This is a genomic window from Rhodoferax sp. GW822-FHT02D07 (genome assembly GCF_058802405.1).
The window spans coordinates 218,106-238,860 of the sequence record NZ_JBXAOD010000004.1 but is presented as its reverse complement, the minus strand read 5'-3'; the positions used below and the strand labels follow the sequence as shown (position 1 = coordinate 238,860).

Annotated in this window: 16 protein-coding genes; 2 read left to right on the top strand and 14 right to left on the bottom strand. The window is 62.5% G+C overall.

Translation table 11 applies throughout. The features are described from left to right. The 7 genes from AC1RNN_RS11870 to AC1RNN_RS11840 form a co-directional block, all read right to left on the bottom strand. Positions 1–711: an ABC transporter ATP-binding protein gene (locus tag AC1RNN_RS11870; protein WP_493089110.1), complete on the bottom strand. Its 711-nt coding sequence runs from the start codon at positions 709–711 to the stop codon at positions 1–3. Then, positions 708–1,733: a branched-chain amino acid ABC transporter permease gene (locus tag AC1RNN_RS11865; RefSeq protein WP_493089111.1), complete on the bottom strand. Its 1,026-nt coding sequence runs from the start codon at positions 1,731–1,733 to the stop codon at positions 708–710. Before AC1RNN_RS11865 ends, AC1RNN_RS11870 begins: the two co-directional genes overlap by 4 nt. A gap of 5 nt (positions 1,734–1,738) precedes the next feature. Beyond that, entirely contained in the window at positions 1,739–2,605 is an 867-nt protein-coding gene (locus AC1RNN_RS11860; RefSeq protein ID WP_493089113.1) for a branched-chain amino acid ABC transporter permease, read from the bottom strand. A 36-nt stretch (positions 2,606–2,641) separates the two neighbouring features. Further along, positions 2,642–3,907: an ABC transporter substrate-binding protein gene (locus AC1RNN_RS11855; RefSeq protein WP_493089114.1), complete on the bottom strand. Its 1,266-nt coding sequence runs from the start codon at positions 3,905–3,907 to the stop codon at positions 2,642–2,644. Positions 3,908–3,981: 74 nt separating this feature from the next. Then, positions 3,982–4,797: a putative hydro-lyase gene (locus AC1RNN_RS11850; RefSeq protein WP_493137414.1), complete on the bottom strand. Its 816-nt coding sequence runs from the start codon at positions 4,795–4,797 to the stop codon at positions 3,982–3,984. A gap of 120 nt (positions 4,798–4,917) precedes the next feature. Then, positions 4,918–5,844 carry a LysR family transcriptional regulator gene (locus AC1RNN_RS11845; protein WP_493089117.1) on the bottom strand — a complete coding sequence of 309 codons (927 nt, stop codon included), beginning with the start codon at positions 5,842–5,844 and terminating at the stop codon, positions 4,918–4,920. A gap of 209 nt (positions 5,845–6,053) precedes the next feature. Then, positions 6,054–7,688, bottom strand: coding sequence for an ABC transporter permease (locus AC1RNN_RS11840; protein ID WP_493089119.1), 1,635 nt, complete (start codon positions 7,686–7,688; stop codon positions 6,054–6,056). Between the two features lie 69 nt (positions 7,689–7,757). On the opposite strand from AC1RNN_RS11840, the gene AC1RNN_RS11835 reads away from it, so the two are divergent. Continuing rightward, the gene (locus AC1RNN_RS11835; RefSeq protein ID WP_493089121.1) at positions 7,758–8,825 is read left to right on the top strand and encodes an ABC transporter ATP-binding protein; all 1,068 of its coding nucleotides are present in this window, start codon (positions 7,758–7,760) and stop codon (positions 8,823–8,825) included. A 13-nt stretch (positions 8,826–8,838) separates the two neighbouring features. Here AC1RNN_RS11835 and AC1RNN_RS11830 read toward each other — a convergent pair whose 3' ends face one another. Genes AC1RNN_RS11830 through AC1RNN_RS11805 form a run of 6 tightly spaced genes read right to left on the bottom strand, consistent with a single transcriptional unit; the run spans position 8,839 to position 13,370 of the window. After that, entirely contained in the window at positions 8,839–9,579 is a 741-nt protein-coding gene (locus AC1RNN_RS11830) for a lysophospholipid acyltransferase family protein (RefSeq protein ID WP_493089123.1), read from the bottom strand. Positions 9,580–9,581: 2 nt separating this feature from the next. After that, positions 9,582–10,874, bottom strand: coding sequence for a dihydroorotase (locus AC1RNN_RS11825; protein ID WP_493089125.1), 1,293 nt, complete (start codon positions 10,872–10,874; stop codon positions 9,582–9,584). Between the two features lie 14 nt (positions 10,875–10,888). Further along, positions 10,889–11,860: an aspartate carbamoyltransferase catalytic subunit gene (locus AC1RNN_RS11820; RefSeq protein WP_493089127.1), complete on the bottom strand. Its 972-nt coding sequence runs from the start codon at positions 11,858–11,860 to the stop codon at positions 10,889–10,891. A gap of 3 nt (positions 11,861–11,863) precedes the next feature. Further along, complete coding sequence (gene pyrR / locus AC1RNN_RS11815) at positions 11,864–12,361, bottom strand: bifunctional pyr operon transcriptional regulator/uracil phosphoribosyltransferase PyrR (RefSeq protein WP_493089129.1); 498 nt, start codon at positions 12,359–12,361, stop codon at positions 11,864–11,866. Then, positions 12,358–12,771, bottom strand: a complete 414-nt coding sequence (ruvX, locus tag AC1RNN_RS11810) for a Holliday junction resolvase RuvX (RefSeq protein WP_493089130.1) — start codon at positions 12,769–12,771, stop codon at positions 12,358–12,360. The genes pyrR and ruvX overlap by 4 nt, the downstream gene beginning before the upstream one ends. Beyond that, the gene (locus AC1RNN_RS11805) at positions 12,768–13,370 is read right to left on the bottom strand and encodes a YqgE/AlgH family protein (RefSeq protein WP_493089132.1); all 603 of its coding nucleotides are present in this window, start codon (positions 13,368–13,370) and stop codon (positions 12,768–12,770) included. Before AC1RNN_RS11805 ends, ruvX begins: the two co-directional genes overlap by 4 nt. A gap of 21 nt (positions 13,371–13,391) precedes the next feature. Between AC1RNN_RS11805 and AC1RNN_RS11800 the strand changes: the two genes are divergently transcribed. After that, a complete protein-coding gene (locus AC1RNN_RS11800) occupies positions 13,392–14,882 on the top strand; it encodes a cryptochrome/photolyase family protein (RefSeq protein ID WP_493089133.1) in 1,491 nt (496 codons plus the stop codon). On the opposite strand, the gene AC1RNN_RS11795 is transcribed toward AC1RNN_RS11800, so the two are convergent. Further along, positions 14,855–20,707 carry a hybrid sensor histidine kinase/response regulator gene (locus AC1RNN_RS11795; RefSeq protein WP_493089135.1) on the bottom strand — a complete coding sequence of 1,951 codons (5,853 nt, stop codon included), beginning with the start codon at positions 20,705–20,707 and terminating at the stop codon, positions 14,855–14,857. The genes AC1RNN_RS11800 and AC1RNN_RS11795 overlap by 28 nt on opposite strands. Positions 20,708–20,755 lie beyond the last annotated feature (48 nt).

Genomic DNA, 20,755 nt, shown 5'->3' with positions numbered 1-20,755 from the left:
TCAATCTCCGAGGTAGGCAGTGATGACGGTCGGATCACTCGATACCTGCTGCGGCGTTCCCTCGGCAATCTTGACGCCGCGGTCCAGCACCACGATCTTGTCGGCGATGGGCATGATGCCCTCCAGCACGTGTTCCACGATGAGGCAGGCTGTACCGCGTTCGCGGATCTTCAGCACCACGTCCACCGCCTCACGCACCTCGGACGGATTCAGTCCTGCCATGACCTCGTCCATCAGCAGGATGCTGGGATCTATGGCCATGGCACGGGCCACGGCCAGGCGGCGCTGCTCACTGATGGTCATGCTGCCGGCCGGTTTGTCGGCAAACTGCTTCAGGTTGACGAAGGCCAGCCATTCCATGGCGGAGGCACGGGCTTTGGCCACGTTGTGTTGCTGCAGCAGCGCGCCGGTCATCACGTTTTCACAGGCCGTCATGCTGGTGAAGGTGCGCGCGACCTGGAAGGTACGACCCACACCAGCCCGGGCACAGTCCTCGGGTGGCAGGCCGGCAATATTGCGGCCGTTCAACAAGATGCTGCCACTGGTGGGAGCAAAGTAGCCGGCCACGCAGTTGAACATCGTGGTCTTGCCAGCACCGTTGGGGCCGATCAAGCCAACCACCTGGGCCTCGTCCACCGTGAAGGAAACATCCTGGTTGGCGGTCAAGCCGCCAAACTGTTTGCTGACACTATTGACTTGTAGCAAGCTCATGCCGCTTCTCCATGTTGGGTCTTGGGAGCTTGCTGGGTCGCCGCATGGGCGGCCAGCTGGCGCGATGCGTCGGCACGTGCCTGGCTGCGCTCCTTGAAACTGCGGACCCAGCCCAGCAGACCTGTGGGGTAAAAAACGGCGATCACGATGATGAGGCTGGCGTAGATGATCACATCGGTGCCGCGGCCCGTTCCGCCAAACAGGATGCGGGTGAACTCCTCGATGCTGGTCAGCACCACCGAGCCTACAACAGGCCCCAGCAGCGTACCCACACCACCGAGGATGGCGACCAGGGCCATCTTGATCGACAGCGCCGTGGACAGCACCGAGTTGGGGTCGATGTACAGCTCCTTCTGGGCATACAGGCTGCCGCCCAGGGCGGAGAAGAAAGCACTCAGTGACAAAGCAACCTGCTTGTAGCGGGCGATGTTGATGCCCACACTGCGGGCGGCATCGGGCTCGTCCTTGATGGCGCGGAAGTAGTAGCCCAGGTAGCTGCGCTCCACCCACAGGTTGGCAGCCAGCGTGACCAGCAGCAAGCCCAGTGCCAGCCAGTAGTAGGGCAGCTTGGTGGCGAAGTTCATCCACAGCCAGCCCTGCTTCTCCATGGGCACATACAGGCCCACGGCCATGCCGCCAAACTCCCACTCATTGAAGAAAATCTGCACCAGCTCGGCAACGGCAATGGTGGCCATGGCGAAGTAGTGGCCCTTGAGGCGGAAACAGGACCAGCCAAAGCCCAGGCTCAGCAACGCCGCCACGCAGCCACCGGCCAGCACACCGAACCAGGGGTTGATGCCAAACTTCAGCAACAGCAAGGTGGAGGTGTAGGCACCCAGACCGACGAAGGCGGCATGGCCCAGCGATACCTGTCCGGCATAGCCGCCCACCATGTTCCAGGCCACGCCCAGTTGGGCCGCCATCAGCACCAGGATCACCATGTTGAGGTGGGACGCGTCCAGCACCATGGGCAGCGCCAAAGCCAACGCGGCCACAGCAACAGCGAAGAGAGTATTTTTCATGGTTGTTACGCCTTGCCCATCAGGCCTTGGGGACGGAACATCAGCACGCCCAGAAACATCACCAGCACGATGGCCGTCTTGTATTGAGGCCCAAGCAGCAAGCCGCCCATGACCTCAATCACCCCGACCAGGATGCCCGCCCAGAACGCACCAGTAACACTGCCAAAACCACCCAGATTGACGACCACAAAGGCCAGCAGGATGAAATTGGCACCCACGTCGGGGAAGATCGGGAAAAAGGTGGACAGCAGCACACCAGCGGCACCAGCACAGGCGGCTCCAATCCCCCAGGCCAGCGAGAACATCTTGTGCGAATCGATGCCCATCAGGCGGGCGGCTTCCTTGTCGGAGGCCGTGGCTTCCAAAGCCGCGCCCAGACGGGTCTTGTTCAGGAAAAAGTAGATCAGCCCGGTGACGATGACGGCACCGATGCCGGCCACCAGCTGGGGCATCCCGACCTGGATATCAAACAGCTTGACCGTGCCACTGACGGCAGAGTTTTCGATGGAGCGGAAGTCGGGCTTCCAGAAAAACTGGGCCACGCCACGCAGCAGGATCATGATGCCAAAGGTCGTGAAGATCTGGGACAGCATGGGGGCCTGCATGATGCGCACGATGACCAGCTTGTATAGCAGGACGCCAAAGGCAAACAGCATCAGCACGGTCAGGGGCAGCGTCATCATCGGGTCCAGCGCATACAGCGAGAACAGCCAGAAGCTGGAGTACATGCCCAGCATCAGGAACTCGCCATGCGCGAAATTCACGATGTCCATGACCCCGAAAATCATGGTCAGGCCGATGGCAACCAACGCGTAAATCAAGCCAATCAGCACACCCGAGGCGAGTGTCTGGAACAGAATTTCGGTAGTCATGGTTTTTCTCGGATCAGTTCTTCGATCAGTGGCGGCTTACTTGCGCTGATCCCACTTGGGCATGGGCCACACCACGTCGCGGGATGCCATGTTGAAAGGCCACACGGTGTTGTACTTGCCGTCCACGATCTGCACCAGAATGCCGCGACCCAATGTGTTCTGGCCCGTGGCGTCGAACTTCACACCCTTCCACGGCATGATCAGGTTGTCGGCACGGATATTGGTTTCGGTCAATGCTTTGCGGATAGCCTCGGGGTCGGTGGAGCCAGCACGGTTCACTGCATCGGCCATGACCATCAGGCCGGTAAAGGTGCGTGAGCTGTTGCCGGTGAAGTTGATCTTGTACTTGGCGTTGTACAAGTCGTTCACCTGCTTGATCAGCGGGTTGCGTGCCGCCAGGTCCAGCGCCCAGACTTCGCGGGTGATGATGTACTCTGCATCCTTGCCCAGCGTCTTGATGAAGTCGGTGTCGGTGAAGCCTGCGTTGTTAGCCAGGATCATGTCCGGCAAAAAGCCCAGTTCCTTGTAGGTCTTGATCGACATGATGGCGTCGGCCGTGTACGAGGATTGCAGCAACAGGTTGGGATTAGCCGCCTTCAGGGTCTGCACTTCGGACGTGAGCTGTGTGGTCTTGGCCGCGTACGACACCTGCTTCACCAGGTTCTGGCCGAATTCGACGGCCAGTTTGGTCTGCAGCTTGGTCGTCTCGGCTCCCCACAAACCGTTTTCATTGAGCGAAGCCACGGTCTTCGGTTTGATGCCCTTCTTGGCTTCCAGCTCCTTCAGGAATTCGAATGCGTTGTGCACGAACAGGTCGTCATGCGGCGTGGTGCGGAAGAACCATTTGAAGTTGCGCTGCGTCAGCGATGCCGACGAGGATTCGGGGTTCAGGAAGGGAATGCCCGCGCGCTCGGCGACCTGGCTGGCGGTGGCGGTCACCGCGCTGTTGTAGGCGCCGACGATGGCGACCACCTTCTCTTGCGTGATCAAACGCTCGGCCTCGGTTGCGCCGATCTGCGGGTTGGCCTGGTGGTCCGCAAACACCAGCTTGATCTTGGCGCCCTTCAGATTGGGCAAGCCCTTGCCCGCAGAAAACGGCAGGTCGGGAATGCCGGGAGCGCCGTTGTTGATAACGTCGGCAGCGAGCTCCAGCGCGTTGCGCAACTCGGCACCCACTGCGGCACCAGGGCCGGTCAGCGGATAGATCACGCCAATCTTCACTTCTTGCTGGGCTTGTACGCTCCAGCTGATGCCAACGCCCACCGCAATAGCGGCCATCTTGTTCCACAGTGAACTTTTCATTCTCGTACTCCTTGTTTCAAAAAAATGGGACCTATCAGATGCTCTGGATTTATTGAACTGCTCATCCCTGGAATTCAAAACGACGCCAACTGCTGGTTCAGCAGATCGGAGATCAACATCGCGCCTGGTGCATGGGTGATGCAGAATTCGGGCCGCGCCTGCGTCAAGGCAGCTTGGGGGGTGACGCCGCAGGCCCAGAAAACAGGGATCTCGTCGCTCTTCACCTCAACCGCATCCCCGTAATCGGGAGTTGCCAGATCGCGTATGCCGATCAGCCAGGGATCTCCCAGGTGCACGGGCGCGCCATGCACGTTCGGGAAGCGCGAGGTCACTTGCACGGCGCGGATGGCCGCCGCTGCTTTCATGGGGCGCATGGATACAACCATCGGGCCACTGAAGACACCGGCCGGCTCTGTCTGGATGTTGGTGCGGTACATGGCCACATTGCGTCCCTGCTGCACGTGGCGCAAAGTCAACCCGGCTTCCAGCAAGGCGTGCTCGAAAGAGAAGGAGCACCCCAGCACGAAGGTCACCAGATCGTCTCGCCACAACCGGGATATGTCCGTCGGCTCGTCGGCTACATAGCCGTTGTGCCACACGCGGTAACGCGGCAGGTCTGTGCAGATATTGACGTCTGCTCCCAAGCTGGGCAGCAAAGGATTTCCGGGCTCAGAGACAGCCAACAGCGGGCAGGGTTTGGGATTGCGTTGGCAGTAGCGCAAGAAATCGGTAGCCAGGGCCTCCGGCAGGATGACCACATTGCCCTGCACATGGTCGCTCGCAAGGCCGCTGGTATGCGAGTGCCATTCACCGCTGCGAATGCGAGCACGCACAGACTGCGCGTGCTTGGCCTCTTCAGCGCTGAAAACAGAGGCAATGGATTGCGACACAGTGCTCACTTGAAATCCTTGTTTCACATGTCAATTGAATGACGATGGGCGGATTGTGTAAGCGTGAACTGTGTTTCACAAATTAAAAATATTTCGCTACTGGCATCGATTTTTTCGATTTCAGGGTTTACCCTTTGAGTGCATTTTTGCTCCCTTTTTTGGTGCGTGCATAGCACCATCCACAAAGGCCATTGCAGACTTGACGACTGTCTCTACCGCCTGCGACGTGGGGTCTGTTCGGTAACTGGCGTGTATGGGAAGTGCCTGTAATTTGGCATCGCAACTCAACAGTTTCAGGCTGGCAAAGCCGGTCAAACGTTGAACGGCAACAGTCGGCAGCAGAGCTACGCCAAAGCCCCCTTGCACCAGCTGCACCATGGCGGAAATTGATGAGATGGCATGCACCCTTTTGGGCTCCAGCTTGTGCTGACGAAACAAATCCAGCAGCGTGACGTGGGGCTGCGATCCTTTCTGGAATGTCAGCAACTCCATTTCGGCCAACTCATCCAGCCCGTACTTTCGCTTTTTATGCAACACAGGGTTGCCCACAAATGCCATTTCCATTGCAGGAAGCGCACGGTTCCGAACCCCATCTGCCGACGCGGGCATCGCCGCAAACACCAGGTCCAGCGCGCCGTGACGAATGTGGTCCATCAGGATGGGCGTGGTCTCCACCGTCAGGTCCAGCTCCAGGCCCGGCTGGTCGCGACGGAGCTTCTCCAGCCAAGGGATCAGCCAGGAATGCAACACCGATTCAATCGCCCCGATGCGCATGGAGACGGCCATGGGGGCATCCGAGCCCATTTCGGTCTTCACCTCGCGTTGCAGCTCCAGCAACTTCTGGGCATAGACCAGAAAGCGCACGCCGGCCGTGGTCAGCTTGAACTGCTTGTCGCGCCTGTCCAGTAGCAGGACGCCCAATTCCTCTTCGAGGGTTGCAATGCGACTGGACATGGCCGATTGCGTCAGGAACAGTTTGTCGGCTGCGCGCGAAATACTCTTGAGCGAAGCGACCCAGTAAAAAGCTTCCACAAAACGGAGGTTCATGGCCGATGATGACACGATCACCGCGCTCACCTATTTGCTGCCCCTGCAGCCTCCGCACTGCATCGGCCAGTCGAGGCCTTGGTCTCGTCGGTCAGGCCGATATTTTCTGGGCCACAAGATGATCAGCTCTCTTTGCCGAGACTTTTTTTTGCTACTGAATCCATAGCTGCTTGCGCATATTTGACAGGGGCCAGAGCCTGATTTCTCTCTTAACCCTTGCTGCGCAGCGTCCTGCTCAGCATCACCACCGGCACCAGCCCCACCAGCACCAAAGCCAGACTGGGCACGGCCGCTTCGCCCAGTCGCTCGTCGCGGGCGAGCTGGTAGGCCACCACGGCCAGGGTGTCGCTGTTGAAGGGGCGTAGCACCAGCGTGGCCGGTAGTTCCTTCATCACGTCCACAAATACCAGCAGGGCTGCGGCCGCCGTGGAGCGGCGCAGTAGCGGCCAGTGCACACGGGTTAGGATGCCTGCGTCGCCCGTACCCAGCATGCGGGCCGCGTCATCCATGTTGCGGGGAATGCGGGCGTAGCCGCTTTGCAGCGACTGAAGGGCCACGGCGCAGAAGCGCACGAGGTAAGCCCAGACAAGCCCGAAGGCAGTGGCGGTGACGAAGTAGCCCACCTTCCACTCCGGTTGCCAGGCCTGCACCCAGCCCACCGGCAACAGCAGGCCCACCACCACCACCGCGCCGGGAATGGCATAGCCCAAGCCCGCCAGTTGGGCGGCCACACGCGGTGCCCAATGGCTGCTGCGGCGTGCACCAAAGGCCAGCGCCAGCGCAATGGCCACGGCCAGCACGCTGGTGATGCCGGCCAGGCGCACGCTGTTGAGCGCCCACTCGCCAAAGCGTTGCCAGGGCAGCTCATTCTGCTCAACCCACAGGGGGCGCAGCATGAAAAGCACGGGCAACACAAAGCCCATGAGGATGGGCAACGCGCACACCAGCCAGGCCCAGACCGCATGGTGCCCAAGCAAACGCACAGGCTGCGCGTCGCTGGCATGGGCACGTGCACCGTTGCCTGCGGCAAAGCGCATGCGCGCCTGGGCCCGCTGCTCCAGCCACAGCAGCAGGGCCACCAGCGCCAGTAGCATCGTGGCCAACTGGGCTGCGGCAATGCGGTTGTCCATGGCCAGCCAGGCCTTGTAGATGCCGGCGGTAAAGGTCTGGATGCCGAAGTAGCTGACGACGCCAAAGTCCGCCAACACCTCCATGAGCGCCAGCGCCACACCGGCAGCCACGGCCGGGCGTGCCAGTGGCAGCGCGACCAGCAACATGCGCCGCGCCAGACTCGCACCCATCAGGCGGGCCGCCTCCATCAAGTGCGCCGCGCGCTCAGTCAGTGCACTGCGCGCCAGCAGGTACACATAGGGATACAGCACAAAGGTAAACACCCAGGCCGCGCCCCAGACGCTGCGCACCTCGGGGAACACCCGCCCCTGCAATCCGAAGCCGGCGCGCAGGCCGGCTTGGAGTGGGCCGCTAAACTGCAGGAAATCGGTATAGGCATAGGCCACCACGTAGGCCGGCATGGCTAGCGGCAGCAACAGCGCCCACTCGAAGACACGGCGCCCGGGAAAGTCGAACAGCGTCACCGCCGCTGCAGTGCCCAACCCAACCAGCACCACGCCCAAGCCCACCAGCAGCGCGAGCTGTACCGTGGTGCCCACATACTCCGGCAACACGGCGCCAGCCATTTCCTGCACGAGGCGCCAAGACTCTGCGCCCGAGGTGCCCCAGGGCATCCAGACGCCCAAGACCGCCGCCAGCGGCAGCATCAGGAGCAGCAACAGGGCCACCAGAAACAGGACAAGGGGAACACGCGCGAGGCGCAGAAACGGCATGGGCGGCGGGCTCGCGGGCAGGGCTATCGAAAAGTGTGGGCAAATTGTAGATACCTACAATTTGCCCCCATGTTTTTGAACGTCTCCCACCTCCAGGTGCATTACCCCGGCCGCGCGCAGGCCACTGTGCAGGATGTGTCGCTGGGCCTGCGGGCGGGCGACATCGGCGTGCTGATTGGCCCTTCGGGCTGCGGCAAGACCACGCTGCTGCGCGCCGTGGCCGGACTGGAACCAGCCAGCGGCGGCGAGATTGGACTGGGCGACGCCGTGGTCAGCTCGTCAAAAGCCCAGGTGCCTGCGGAGCAGCGCCGCATTGGCATGGTGTTCCAGGACTACGCCCTCTTCCCCCACCTCGACGTGAGCCGCAATGTGGGTTTTGGCATCCATCAGCTACCCGCGGCTGAACGGCAGCGGCGCATCGCTGAGGTGTTGGAGTGGGTGGGTCTGGCCGGGCAGGAGCGGCGCTACCCGCACGAGCTATCCGGCGGGCAGCAGCAGCGCGTGGCACTGGCGCGCGCGCTGGCGCCACGACCACAGCTGCTGTTGCTGGATGAACCGTTTTCCAACCTCGACGTGGATTTGCGCGAGCGGCTGGCGCACGAGGTGCGTGGCATCCTCAAAACCGCTGGTGCCACCGCCCTTTTTGTGACGCACGACCAGTTGGAGGCCTTTGCCATCGGCGACATGATTGGCGTGATGCACGAGGGCACGCTGCACCAGTGGGACGATGCCTACACGCTCTACCACCGCCCGGCCACGCGATTTGTGGCGGACTTCATCGGCCACGGCGTGTTTGCGCCCGCCACGCTTGCCTTGGAAGGTGGCGTACCCGTTGTGCACACGCCGTTGGGCCTGCTGCAGGATGTCAATGAATGCCCCCTACCCAGTGCTTATCCGCAGGGCGAGTGTGATGTGCTGCTGCGGGCCGACGACATCGTGCACGACGACGATGCGCCGGTGAAGGCAGAGATTGTGCGCAAGGCCTTCCGGGGCTCGGAGTTTCTCTACACGCTAAGGCTGGAGAGCGGGCTCACCGTGATGGCCCACGTGCCCAGCCACCACGACCACCGCCTGGGCGAGTGGATTGGCATCCGCCCCCAGGTGGACCACGTGGTCACCTTTGCGCGGACTGGCTAGGTAGAGACCAGCCCTACTGGCCGCTGCGCAGCTGCACCACGGCGTCGTGCAGGTCGGTCGCCCAGGTGCGGCGGTCCCGGCCCTCGGGCAATTGCGCGGTACCAAAGCGCACCACGGCCTGCAAGTGGTCAGTCTTGAGCGTGCGCCAGAGCGAGTCCATCAGGCTGTCGTCACCGATATAGCAGGGTGCAAAGCTGCGCTGGCCGGTGGCACCGTCCACAAACTCCAGCCCCACCGGCATGACCGGGGCGTTGGCCGCAATGGCGGCCTGCAGCATATTGGCGTGGAAGGGGCGCACGGTGCTACCGTCGCCCGTGGTTCCTTCGGGGAATACCGCCAGCACATCGTCCGCCGCCAGGCGTTCGGCCATATGGTGCACCACGCGCATGGCGTCGCGCCGGGATTCACGCTCGATGTAGAGCGTGCCCGCACCATTGGCCAGCGTACCGACCAGGGGCCAGTGCTGCACGGACGCCTTGGAGATGAAACGGCAATGCCGCCCGGCGTGCATGACCACGATGTCCAGCCAAGAGATGTGGTTGGCCACCAGCAGCACCGGTCCATGGGCTGGCGGATGACCATGCACTACCAATTTGATAGCTAGTCGCGCAAGCATTTCGCGGGCCCAGGCCTGAACTTGTGCATCACGCTCTGCCTGCGGCAGACGCGGAAACACAAAGCGGATGCGCAGGAAACCTGCCATCACGTGGCAGAAAACGCGCAGGAGACGCCAGCAGGCCCGAATGCGCTGCATGCTCAGGCCGAGAAGGCGACTTGACCCGCCACCACGGTGGTGCGCACCCGGCCAGGCAGCTCGTAGCCACCGAAGGGCGTGTGCAGCCCCTGGCTGCGCAGCGCGGCGGGCTCGACCACCCAATGGGCTTGGGGATCGAACACGCAGACATCGGCCACGCCGCCCACGGCCAGCCGGCCCAAGCCGCCTGCCAGGGCACCGGGCGCCTGGCCCAGCACCTGCGCAGCCTGACTGCTGACCACGGCCAGCGCACGGTCCAGGCCTAGCCCGCTGTCCTGCGCCCACTTGAGCGCCAGACTCAGCAACAGCTCCAGCCCGGTCGCGCCCGGCTCGGCTTCGGCAAACGGCAGGGTCTTGCCGTCTTCATCCACGGGCGTGTGGTCCGATACCAGCGCGTCGATGGTGCCGTCGGCCAGGCCAGCGCGCAGGGCATCGCGGTCGCGCTGCTGACGCAGCGGCGGGTTCAGGCGCATGCGGCTGTCGAAGTAGCCCATGTCCACATCACTGAGGTGCAGGGAGTTGATGCTCACGTCGCAGGTAACGGGCAGGCCTTCGGCCTTGGCCTGGCGCACCAGAGCCACGCCTGCGGCACTGCTGATGCGACACAGGTGCACGCGCGCCTGGGTGGAGCGCACCAGCTCGAAGATCGTGTGCAGCGCAATCGTCTCGGCCGCCACGGGCACGCCCGCCAGCCCCATGCGCGTCGCTAGGGGGCCGCTGGCCGCCACGCCCTTGCCCAGGTGGTATTCCTGCGGGCGCAGCCACACACTGTAGCCAAAGCTGCTGGCGTACTGCAGGGCGCGCTGGGTCACCTGCGTATTGACCAGCGGCACCTCGGCCTGGCCGAAGCCCACGCAGCCGGCATCGGCCAGCTGCTGCAAGGGCGAGAGCACCTCGCCTGCCAGCGCACGCGTGAGCGCGCCCAGCGGCAGCACGCGCGACCCGCCCTGGATCTGGGTGCGATAGTGCAGCATTTCCACCAAGCCGGCTTCGTCCAGCACGGGAGAAGTGTCGGGCGGGCAAACCAGCGTGGTCACGCCACCAGCAACTGCGGCAGCGCGCTCGCTGCTGAGCTGGCCGGGCCGGGGGTGGCCGGACTCTCGCAAACGCGCACACAGATCGACCAGGCCGGGAGCCACCACCAGACCTTGCGCAGCTACGGTGTGTTCGGGAGTGAAGCCCGCAGGTACTTCGCCAATCGCGAGGATGCGGCCATCGGCAATTGCCACATCCGCCACACGGTCCGTACCACTAGCGGGGTCGAGCACGCGGCCGCCTTGAATCAACAATTTCATCATCATGTCCTCTCTCAGCGCGGGTCGGCGTCGTTGCCCGCCACAATGCTCATCACCGCCATGCGCACGGCAATGCCGAAGGTCACCTGCGGCAGGATGACGCTTTGCGGTCCGTCCACCACGGCGGAATCGATCTCCACGCCACGGTTGATGGGACCAGGGTGCATGACGATGGCGTCGGGCTTGGCCAGTTGCAGCTTCTCCGGCGTGAGGCCAAAGCTCTTGAAATATTCCTGGGTGGACGGCAGCAGCGCACCACTCATGCGCTCGTTCTGCAGGCGCAGCATGATGACCACGTCGCAGTCCTTGATGCCTTCTTCCAGCGTGTGACAGACGCGCACACCCATGCCAGCCAGATCGGAGGGCACCAGGGTTTTTGGGCCCACCACGCGCACCTCAGCCGCGCCCAACGTGGTCAGTGCGTGAATGTCAGAACGGGCCACACGCGAGTGCAGCACATCGCCCACGATGGCCACCGTGAGGTTGGAAAAATCTTTTTTGTAGTGCCGGATGGTGTACATGTCCAGCAGCCCCTGCGTGGGGTGGGCGTGGCGACCATCGCCTGCATTGATCACGTGCACATGGGGCGCCACATGCTGGGCAATCAGGTAGGGCGCGCCCGACTCGCTGTGACGCACCACGAACATGTCGGCGGCCATGGCGCTGAGGTTGGCAATGGTGTCCAGTAGCGACTCGCCCTTGCTGGCACTGGAGCGCGCAATGTCGAGGTTGATGACGTCGGCAGAAAGGCGCGTGGCCGCGATTTCGAAAGTGGTGCGGGTGCGCGTACTGTTCTCGAAGAACAGGTTGAACACGCTTTTGCCGCGCAGCAGCGGCACCTTCTTCACTTCGCGGTCATTGATGGAGACGAAGTTGGAGGCGGTGTCCAGGATGTGGGTCAGGATGCTTTTGGGCAGGCCTTCGACCGACAGCAGGTGCACCAGCTCACCATGTTTGTTAAGTTGGGGATTGCGTTTGTAGAGCATGCGTCAGGCCTCCTGAACGTCAAAGGTGAATTTGCCAGCATCATTGCGCGCCAGCGCGAGCGACTGGTTGGCCGCCACGCTCACACGCGCTGCCGCAAAGTCGGGCTGTATGGGCAGTTGGCGGCCACCGCGGTCCACCAACACGGCCAGGCGCACAGACGCCGGGCGGCCGTAGTCAAACAGCTCGTTGATCACCGCGCGCAGCGTGCGCCCCGTGTAGAGCACGTCATCGAGCAGCAGGATGTGGGCGCCGTTCACATCGAAGGGCAACTGGGTCTGACCGCCCGAGGACAGGCCGCGTTGGGCAAAGTCGTCGCGGTGCATGGCCGACGAAATGGCGCCGGCCTTGCCGGACAGTTTCAGGTCCGCCTGCAAGCGTTCGGCCAGCCATGCACCACCGGAGGTAATGCCCACCAGACGGGTATCCGCATCGCAAAGCTGCTGCACGCCGCGCAAGAGTTCGCGGTACAGCGCCTCCGCATCCAAAGCCAAAGTACTCACGTCAAACTCCTCAAAAACTGTTCCAGGATGATGCAGGCCGAAGCTGCGTCAGCATCCTTCGCTCCACTGCTGATCGCCTCGGTCGTGCTGTAGCGCTCATCCACTTCAAAGACTGGCAGGCCAAAGCGGCCGTTCAACTGTCGTCCAAACTTCTTGGCGCGGGCCGTGTTCTCGTGCGCGGCCCCATCGGGGTGGTAAGGCACGCCAATGACGATGGCATCGGGTTGCCATTCCTTGAGCTTGGCGGCCACACCGTCGAAACGCGCAGCTCCTTCTGCATGGATGGAGCCTTGCGGCTGCGCCGTCTGCAGCAAGCGGTTGCCTACCGCCACGCCCGTGCGCTTCAGGCCAAAATCAAAAGCAATGAACGTCGTCAGGTGTGCGGGCACAACAGTGGCCGCTGTGCTCATGCGTGCCCCGCCTGGCTGGAGATCATCCAGGACTGCAGGCCCAGCAGGGCCAGTGCCTTTTCATAACGCAGGTCCACCGGTGTATCGAAAATGATGGCGGGATCTGCGCCCACGGTGATCCAGCTGTTTTCGCCGAGCTCGGTTTCAAGCTGGCCACCGGCCCAGGCGGAATAACCCAAGGTGACCAGCACCTTGCGCGGCCCGGAGCCGCTGGCAATCGCTTCCAAGACGTCCTTGGAGGTAGTCATTTCCAGCCCACCCGGGATGGTCATGGTAGATGCATACAGCGCCTGCTGGTCGTCCTGGCTGTCTGGCACTTCGGTGCCTTCGTGCAACACAAACCCGCGCTCCGTTTGCACCGGCCCGCCCTGGAACACGCGGCTGCCGCGCAGGTCGTCACGCTCCATGGGCAGGTCTATCTTGTCAAACAGGTCCTTGAGACCCATCTCGGCGGGCTTGTTGATGACAAGGCCCAGCGCACCCTTGCTGCTGTGCTCGCAGACATAGACCACACTTTTGGAAAAAATCGCATCCTCCAGTCCGGGCATTGCGATCAAGAAGTGGTTGGTGAGATTGATGGGTGCAGAATCGCCGGACATGGTTTGATTTTAACGGTTGACATGCAAACTCCCTACGCCTCCGGGCTGGTCTGGTTCCGGCGCGACCTGCGCACCCACGACAACACGGCACTCTGCACCGCCTTGCAGCAATGCGAGCGCGTCTATTGCGTCTTTGTCTTCGACACCGACATCCTCGCCCCCCTGCCGCGCCAGGACCGGCGCGTGGAGTTCATCCGCGAGTCCTTGGTCGAACTGGACGCGCAGTTGCGCGCATTGGGCGGCCAGCCCGGCGCAGGACTCATCGTGCTGCAAGGGTCCGCCACCCAGGAGATCCCCGCGCTGGCCCGAACACTGGGCGTGCAAGCCGTGTTTGCAGGGCGCGACTACGAGCCCCAGGCCCGCGCGCGCGACGATGCGGTGCGCCAGCAATTACAGGCCGGCGGCACGGCGCTGCACCTGCTCAAGGACCATGTGGTATTCGAGGAGCGCGAGGTCCTGACCCAGAGCGCCAAACCCTATGGCGTGTTCACCCCTTATCTGCGTGCCTGGCTGGCACGCCTTCTGCTGCAGCCGGTGCGCGAGCAGATGCCGACCCACGGTGAACGTTTGGCTGCGCGGCCGGCCCCGCATGACCGCCCCGTACCCAGCCTGGCGGACATCGGCTTTGTAGCCAGCAATCTGCAGGCCCTGCGCATTCCCACGGGAGAGGCAGGAGCCCAGAGCCTGCTGGCGGACTTTGTAGCACGCATGGACCGCTATGCCGACAGCCGCAACTACCCCTCTGTCAAAGGTCCCAGCTACCTCAGCGTACACCTGCGCTTTGGCACCGTCTCGATCCGCCAGCTCGTGGGCTTGGCCTATGCAAGGCATCTGGAGGGCGACGCGGGCGCAAGCACTTGGCTGAGCGAACTGGTCTGGCGCGAGTTCTACGTGCAAATCCTGGCCAACTATCCGCAGGTGGTGAAATCGGCCTTCAAACCCGAGTACGACCAGATTGCCTGGGAACACGGTCCGCAAGCAGAAGAGCTGTATGCGGCATGGTGCGAGGGACGCACCGGCTATCCCATTGTGGACGCGGCCATGGCCCAGCTCAACGAGAGCGGCTACATGCACAACCGACTGCGCATGGTAGCGGGCAGCTTTCTGGTCAAGCACCTGGGGCTGGATTGGCGTTGGGGCGAACGCTACTTTGCGCTAACGCTCAACGACTTTGATCTGGCCGCCAACAACGGCGGCTGGCAGTGGGTGAGCTCCAGTGGCTGCGATGCCCAACCCTACTTCCGCATCTTCAACCCAATCAGCCAGAGCGAGAAGTTTGATGCGGATGGCAAATTCATTCGCCGCTACCTGCCCCAGCTCGCCGACCTAGGCCCCAAGGCGATTCATGCCCCCTGGCTGGCCAAGCCCATGGAGCTGGCGGGGGCCGGCGTGGTGCTGGGGCAGAACTACCCCTTGCCCGTAGTAGACCACGCACAGGCTCGCGCCCGCACGCTGCTGCGCTACGGGGTAGTCAAGAAGGGGGGTCAGGCCTCTACCGTGTTGCCACAGTAGTTGCGCACCAGACCCAGCAATTCGTCTTCTGAGTAGGGCTTGCCCAGGTAGTGGTCCACACCCAGCTCCCGCGCGTGCTCGCGGTGCTTCTCCGCAATGCGCGAGGTGATCATGATGATGGGCACCTCGCGGGTACGGGCATCCGCACGAATGTTGCGCGCCAAGTCGAAACCGTCCATGCGCGGCATCTCGATGTCGGACAGGATGACTGCCGGTACCTCTTCCTGCAGGCGCTCCAGCGCCTGCAGGCCGTCGTTGGCCAGGGCCACACGGTAGCCCTCGCGCTTGAGCAAACGCTGGGTCACGCGGCGCACGGTGATGGAGTCATCCACCACCAGTACCAGGGGCAGCAGGTTGGCGGTATCGACGACCGGCTGCGGCGCAGCGGTCTCGGTGATTTCGACCTTGGAGGCACCCAGCGAACGCGCCAAGTCGCCGTACACGGAGGCCAGCGCGACCGGGTTGTAGATCAGCACCACAGCACCAGAGGCCAACACGGACATGCCAGCCAGACCCGGTAAACGCGCGAGTTGCGGCCCCAGATTCTTCACCACCACTTCGCGGTTGCCCAGCACTTCGTCCACATGCAGGGCCATGCGCTGGCCCGCACTGCGGAACACCGCTACAGGCAGGGTCTTGCTGTGTGGTTCGCTGCTGCGCGCAGACACCTGCAACAGCGCACCGGCCCAGAAGAAGGGCAGTTGCTGGCCACCCATGTCGAAGGACTGGTCGGCATAGGCTTGCTCCACCTGGGCAGCCGGAACGCGCAACACGGTTTCCATGATGTTGGCGGGCACACCAATGGTGAACTCGCCCATGCGCAGAATCACCACCTGCGTCACGGCCGTGGTCAGAGGCAGCACCAGCTTGAAGGCGGTGCCTTCGCCCAGCGCGCTCTGCGTTTCAATGCGGCCACCCAAGGCGTTCACCTCGGAGCGCACCACGTCCATGCCGATACCGCGGCCAGCCAGCTCTGTGACCTGCTCGGCCGTGGAGAAACCCGGCATGAATATGAGGTTGGCGACGTCGGCGTCGCTGATCTCGGCGTCGGCCGCAATCACGCCGTTGGCTACCGCCTTGGCCCGAATGCGATCCAGATGCAGGCCGCCACCGTCGTCACTGAACGAGACGGAAACGTCATTGCTTTCCTGCAGAACATGGATGGTGATGTTGCCAGCTGCCGGTTTACCGGCTGCGGTGCGTGCCTCGGCCGATTCGATGCCATGGGCCACGGCATTGCGCAGCAAATGTTCAAAAGCGGGCGCCATCCGGTCCAGCACGCCGCGGTCCATTTCGATGGAGCCGCCGGTAATGTCGAGTTTGACCTGTTTTCCTGCATCCTTGGCAGCCTGGCGCACCACGCCATAGAGACGATCGGATATGCCTTCAAACTCCACCATACGCGTACGCAGCAAATCACGTTGCAGCTCACGGGCTTGACGGCCCTGTGCAATGAGATCGTCTTCCGTACCTTCCACCGAACGCTGCAGATTGCGCTGCACCGTGGCTACGTCGTTCACCGACTCGGCCATCATGCGGGTGAGTTCCTGCACACGCGTGAAGCGGTCGAATTCCAGCGGATCGAAAGCCTGAGCCGAGTCTTTGGTCTGGGCCAGACGCGACTGCATTTGCGATTCAGCCTGAAGCTCCACGTCGCGCAGCTGCTGGCGCAGGCGGTCCAGGTTGCCACCAAGCTCGCCCAGCGAGGAGCGCAGTTGGTTCAGACGCGCATCCATGCGCGAGCGTGTGATCATGACTTCGCCGGCCTGGTTGACCAAGCGATCCAGCAACTGCGAACGCACGCGCACCGATTGGTTGCCGGCGCTGCGCGGCATGGGCGCCAGCGGCGCATGTACCACGGGACGAATGGTCAGGGGCTGGGCCGCAGCCGGGATTCCGGCTCCAGCTGTCGCAGGCGCAGATGCTTGCGCCACTGCCTGGACGGGGGCCGGTGCCGCTTCGGGCTCATCCACCGGGGTCTTGCCCAGGTTGGCGAACACGTTCTGCAAAGAGTCGAATCGTGTCAGCAGGGGCTCGAGCTGCACGGCCTGCAGCGCCTCGGTGCCGATTTGCTCGATAGACGACTCCATGCGGTGAGCCATTTCGCCGAGGCGCATGGCACCGGCGAGGCGCGCGCTGCCCTTCAAAGTGTGCAGCAAGCGCAGCACTTCGTTCCGCGCACCCAAGTTGTCAGGGTAGGCCACCCACTGACGCAAGGCCGTGCCAAGCTGGGGCATGAGTTCGGCCGCCTCTTCTTCAAAGATCGGCAGCAGGTCTTCATCGAGGTGATCCTCGGCGTCGATCTCATCGTCTTCGGCATCGGCAATCGTCAACGGGGCTGCAGCAGCCAACACAGGCGTATGCAGCTCATGTAAAGGCGCATCAGGAATGGCCTCGGGCAGCGGCTCCGTAGGCAAACTGTCTTCAAACGGCGGCAGGTCGGCCACGGTATCGAGTGCAGTGGCATCCAGTGCGGAAGCCGGGAACTCTGTCTCGGTGATGGCCTGCAACGCATCCAGCACCTGGGCATCGGCCTCCTTGAGGAAACCGGCGGCGAATTGGTGCAACAAACGGCGTATGTCTTCGGCCGCATCATTGAAGACAGCGGCCTGCTCCAGTGTTCCCTGATGATGCAGCTGCACATGTTGCAAGGCCTGCTCCAGCGCGCGCGCCATATCGGAGAGCGCAGCAAAGCCCACTGTGGCAGAGCTACCCAGCAGCGAGTGTGCCAACGCGATCACGGAATCCGGCACGTCCTTGGGCAGCTCCATGGCCCATTCGCTGAGCTCTACTTGCAGACGACGCGACCATTCGTCAGCTTCGTTCAGGTAAACGTTGTAGAGCGGAATACTCAGACGCAGCGAACCAATCACTTTCACGCCATCATCGGGTTCAGGCGATGCAGCGAGTTCGGCGAGTTCGATGGCTTCTGCAACCTCAATCACATCGGCTACGGCTACCGCATCCGCTGTGTTCGAATCTTCTCTGGTTTCCTGCGGCGCGTCAGCAATCTCAGCCTCGTCAATCACAGTGCCAAAATCCATCAGCATGGTGGGGGCCTGGGCAACCGCTTCCACCAGGGGCTCAGGCATATCCGCCACGGCAGGAGCTTCCTCAACCAGCTCCTCGATGTCGGAGATTACCGTGTCAGGGGCATCCTGTTGTTCGTGCTGAATATCCCCAAAATCGAAATCGCCCAAATCGAGATCATTGACTTCGGCAGCAGTCGCCACCGGAAGAACCTCTGCAGGCGCAGCAAGATCCTGGGTTTGGGTACTGTCGAAATTGAAAAGCTGGGTTGAGGCGAAATCTGGCACGGCTTGCGCAGCATCCGCGGGTTTGAGGTCATCAAACATCTGCGTCGAGGCGAAACCATGGACAACTTCGGGCTCCGCAACTTCAACCTCCTCAGGCACTGGTGCATCCAGCATCTCCGGCACTGCCACGGGCGCAAGCTCTTCCACCGACGCGATGTTCGACACAGCTGCGCCGGGCACCGACAGGGGCACGTGCTGGCCATCGAGCCGCAGGGCGTCTGCAGTCTTGCGGAACTCTTGGGCCACCCAAGGTGTTTGGGCCTGGGTTGCAATGTCTTCCACCCAACGGCCAAAGGCTTGCATGGCGTGCTCAGACACGGTCATGAGCGCTTCACTGGCCGGACGTTGCTCTGCCAGCGAGGTATTGAGCAATTGCTCAAACGCCCACGCAGCTTCACCAAAATCGTTGAGCCCCACCATGCGTGAGCTGCCCTTGAGCGTGTGAAAGGCACGTCGCAGGGTGGTCTGGTCTGCAAGATTGGTGGGTTCCTGGCGCAGGGCCACCAGCGCGGCCAAGCCGTTCTGAACAACATCACGCGCTTCTTCGAGGAAGATGTCTCGCAACTCGCTGTCGTCATCCGCATCAGGATCAGTTGCGGCGACGGGCGCTGCAGCCGGAATCGCGGAAGTCGCTACCGCAGGGACCGTCAAGGCCACCGTGGCAACATGCAACGCGTCCAGATCCTCCTGAACTGCTGCAGTTTCGGCTATCGCCGGAATCTCTTGTGCCTCGATATCTGCACGCTCACGTCCCATCAGCGGGCGGAACTCACCAAGCTCTTCATCGTAAACAAACAGCGTCTTGGCCAGCGAGCGCTGATAGCTGAGCATGTCGATGAGAAAACCCATCGCGCCCAAGCTGTTGCCGACTTTTTCGAATATGCCACTGCGGGCACTGGCCTCATCAATGTCATCGACCAAAAATTGCTCCACACTGGCACGCATGCGCAGCGCAGCAAGAGACGGCTGATCCAGTCCCAGCACAGAAAAGACGCCACGCATCTGTGCCAACTGACTCGGTACTTCACGCAAAGGACCCTTGTCCTGGGGATTACGGAAGAACTGATCCAGCGATTTCTCAACTTCGCCCAAAGTCGTCCGCAACTCGTCCACCACACTTCCCATGGTCTGGCGGTCGCTGACGCGGCGGTACAGCTCTTCCATCCAGGTTTCCAGTGGCTCGGGTTCGCCACCCGAACCCACATGCTCCAGGCGCTGGGCCAAGCGCGCGCTGCGGTCAGCCATCTGGCTGCTGCTGGTGGGATCCAGGTCTTCGTAGGCAGCCTCGAGATACAGAATGGCTGTCGCCACCTCCATCGCGACCGCCGGCACCGGGGCGGCACCGGAGCGCACGGTCATTTCAATAGAGCGTGACAGCGCACGCCCCAAGTCGCCACTTTCGGCATGCAGCTTGGTAACAGTTTCCGCAACGGCGGCAAATTGCTCACCCGCCACCTTCAGCCGGTTGGTATCACCACCTGCCAGCGCGGACCACGTTTCCGCAGCAGTTGCGATGCGCTTGCGGGCCAACACCAGCAACGCAGGGTCGAAGCGGCCGAACTGTTCGGTTTCATAGTCCACCGGCTTGCTGCGCGCCAGACCATAGGCTGCTTTCACCGCCAGCAGCACCGGAGCCGAAGACGGCGAGGAAGGCATGGCCAGAGAACAGAAGAACACCAGATCCTGAGCCAGCCGCTCCGAGATCGCAGGATCTCCCTTGGCAAGACTCACGTACTGCTGCAGGATGCGCGAGGCTGCCCGCTTGGAGTAAATATCACCCGCAAGCAAACCCAAAGCAGCACTCTCGAAATAGGCAGAACACACCATCCAGAAAGTACGCGACTCCATTTGCGAGGCGCTGGCAGCCAGTCCCAGACTGATCTCCTGCAGGCGTCGGGCAGCATTCGCATCGGCATACTTAACCAAGCGCAACACGCCCTGATCCAGCTCCCGACGCACATCGGGCCCATAAGTCAATGACCGCGCATTGCTTGGGACAGGCACGGCAATCCAGCGCCACTCCGGTGGCCACAGGTCTGCTGGGTGAATGCGGTCAGCACCTGCCAACTCCTGCAGGGCACGGTACTGCGGAAAAAGGGCTACGGAGGATGCGGTCTTGCCCTTGAGCACACCATCCAGGTATTCAGTCAAGGCAAAACTGGCGCGCTCCAGGCAGTTGGCCGCATCATCGCTGCAGAGCTCTGGGCGCTGCACAAACTTCTGTGCCAGGCTTTCCATGGCGCGCAGGATCTTGGCCGGGGCGACCAAGCCCACCATTTCCAGCGCACCCACGGCTTGGTGCAGTTGCTGGCGCGCGATGCGCAGGTGGCTGGCATCGAGTTCGGTGAGGTCGGAGCCACGGGCCAGTTCGGCGTCGCGGACAAAGCGGCGCATGGCCTTGGTGGCACCGTCCAGGGATTTGCGCAGTTCATCCAACACCCAGGCCAAGGGGCCCAGATCGCTGACCGCGAGTTCGTTGTCGCCAGGAGCGGCAGTGTTGGATGACATGGATTCAGGCTCTCCAGGATCTCACAGGGCGGGGTGAATGCGCATGGG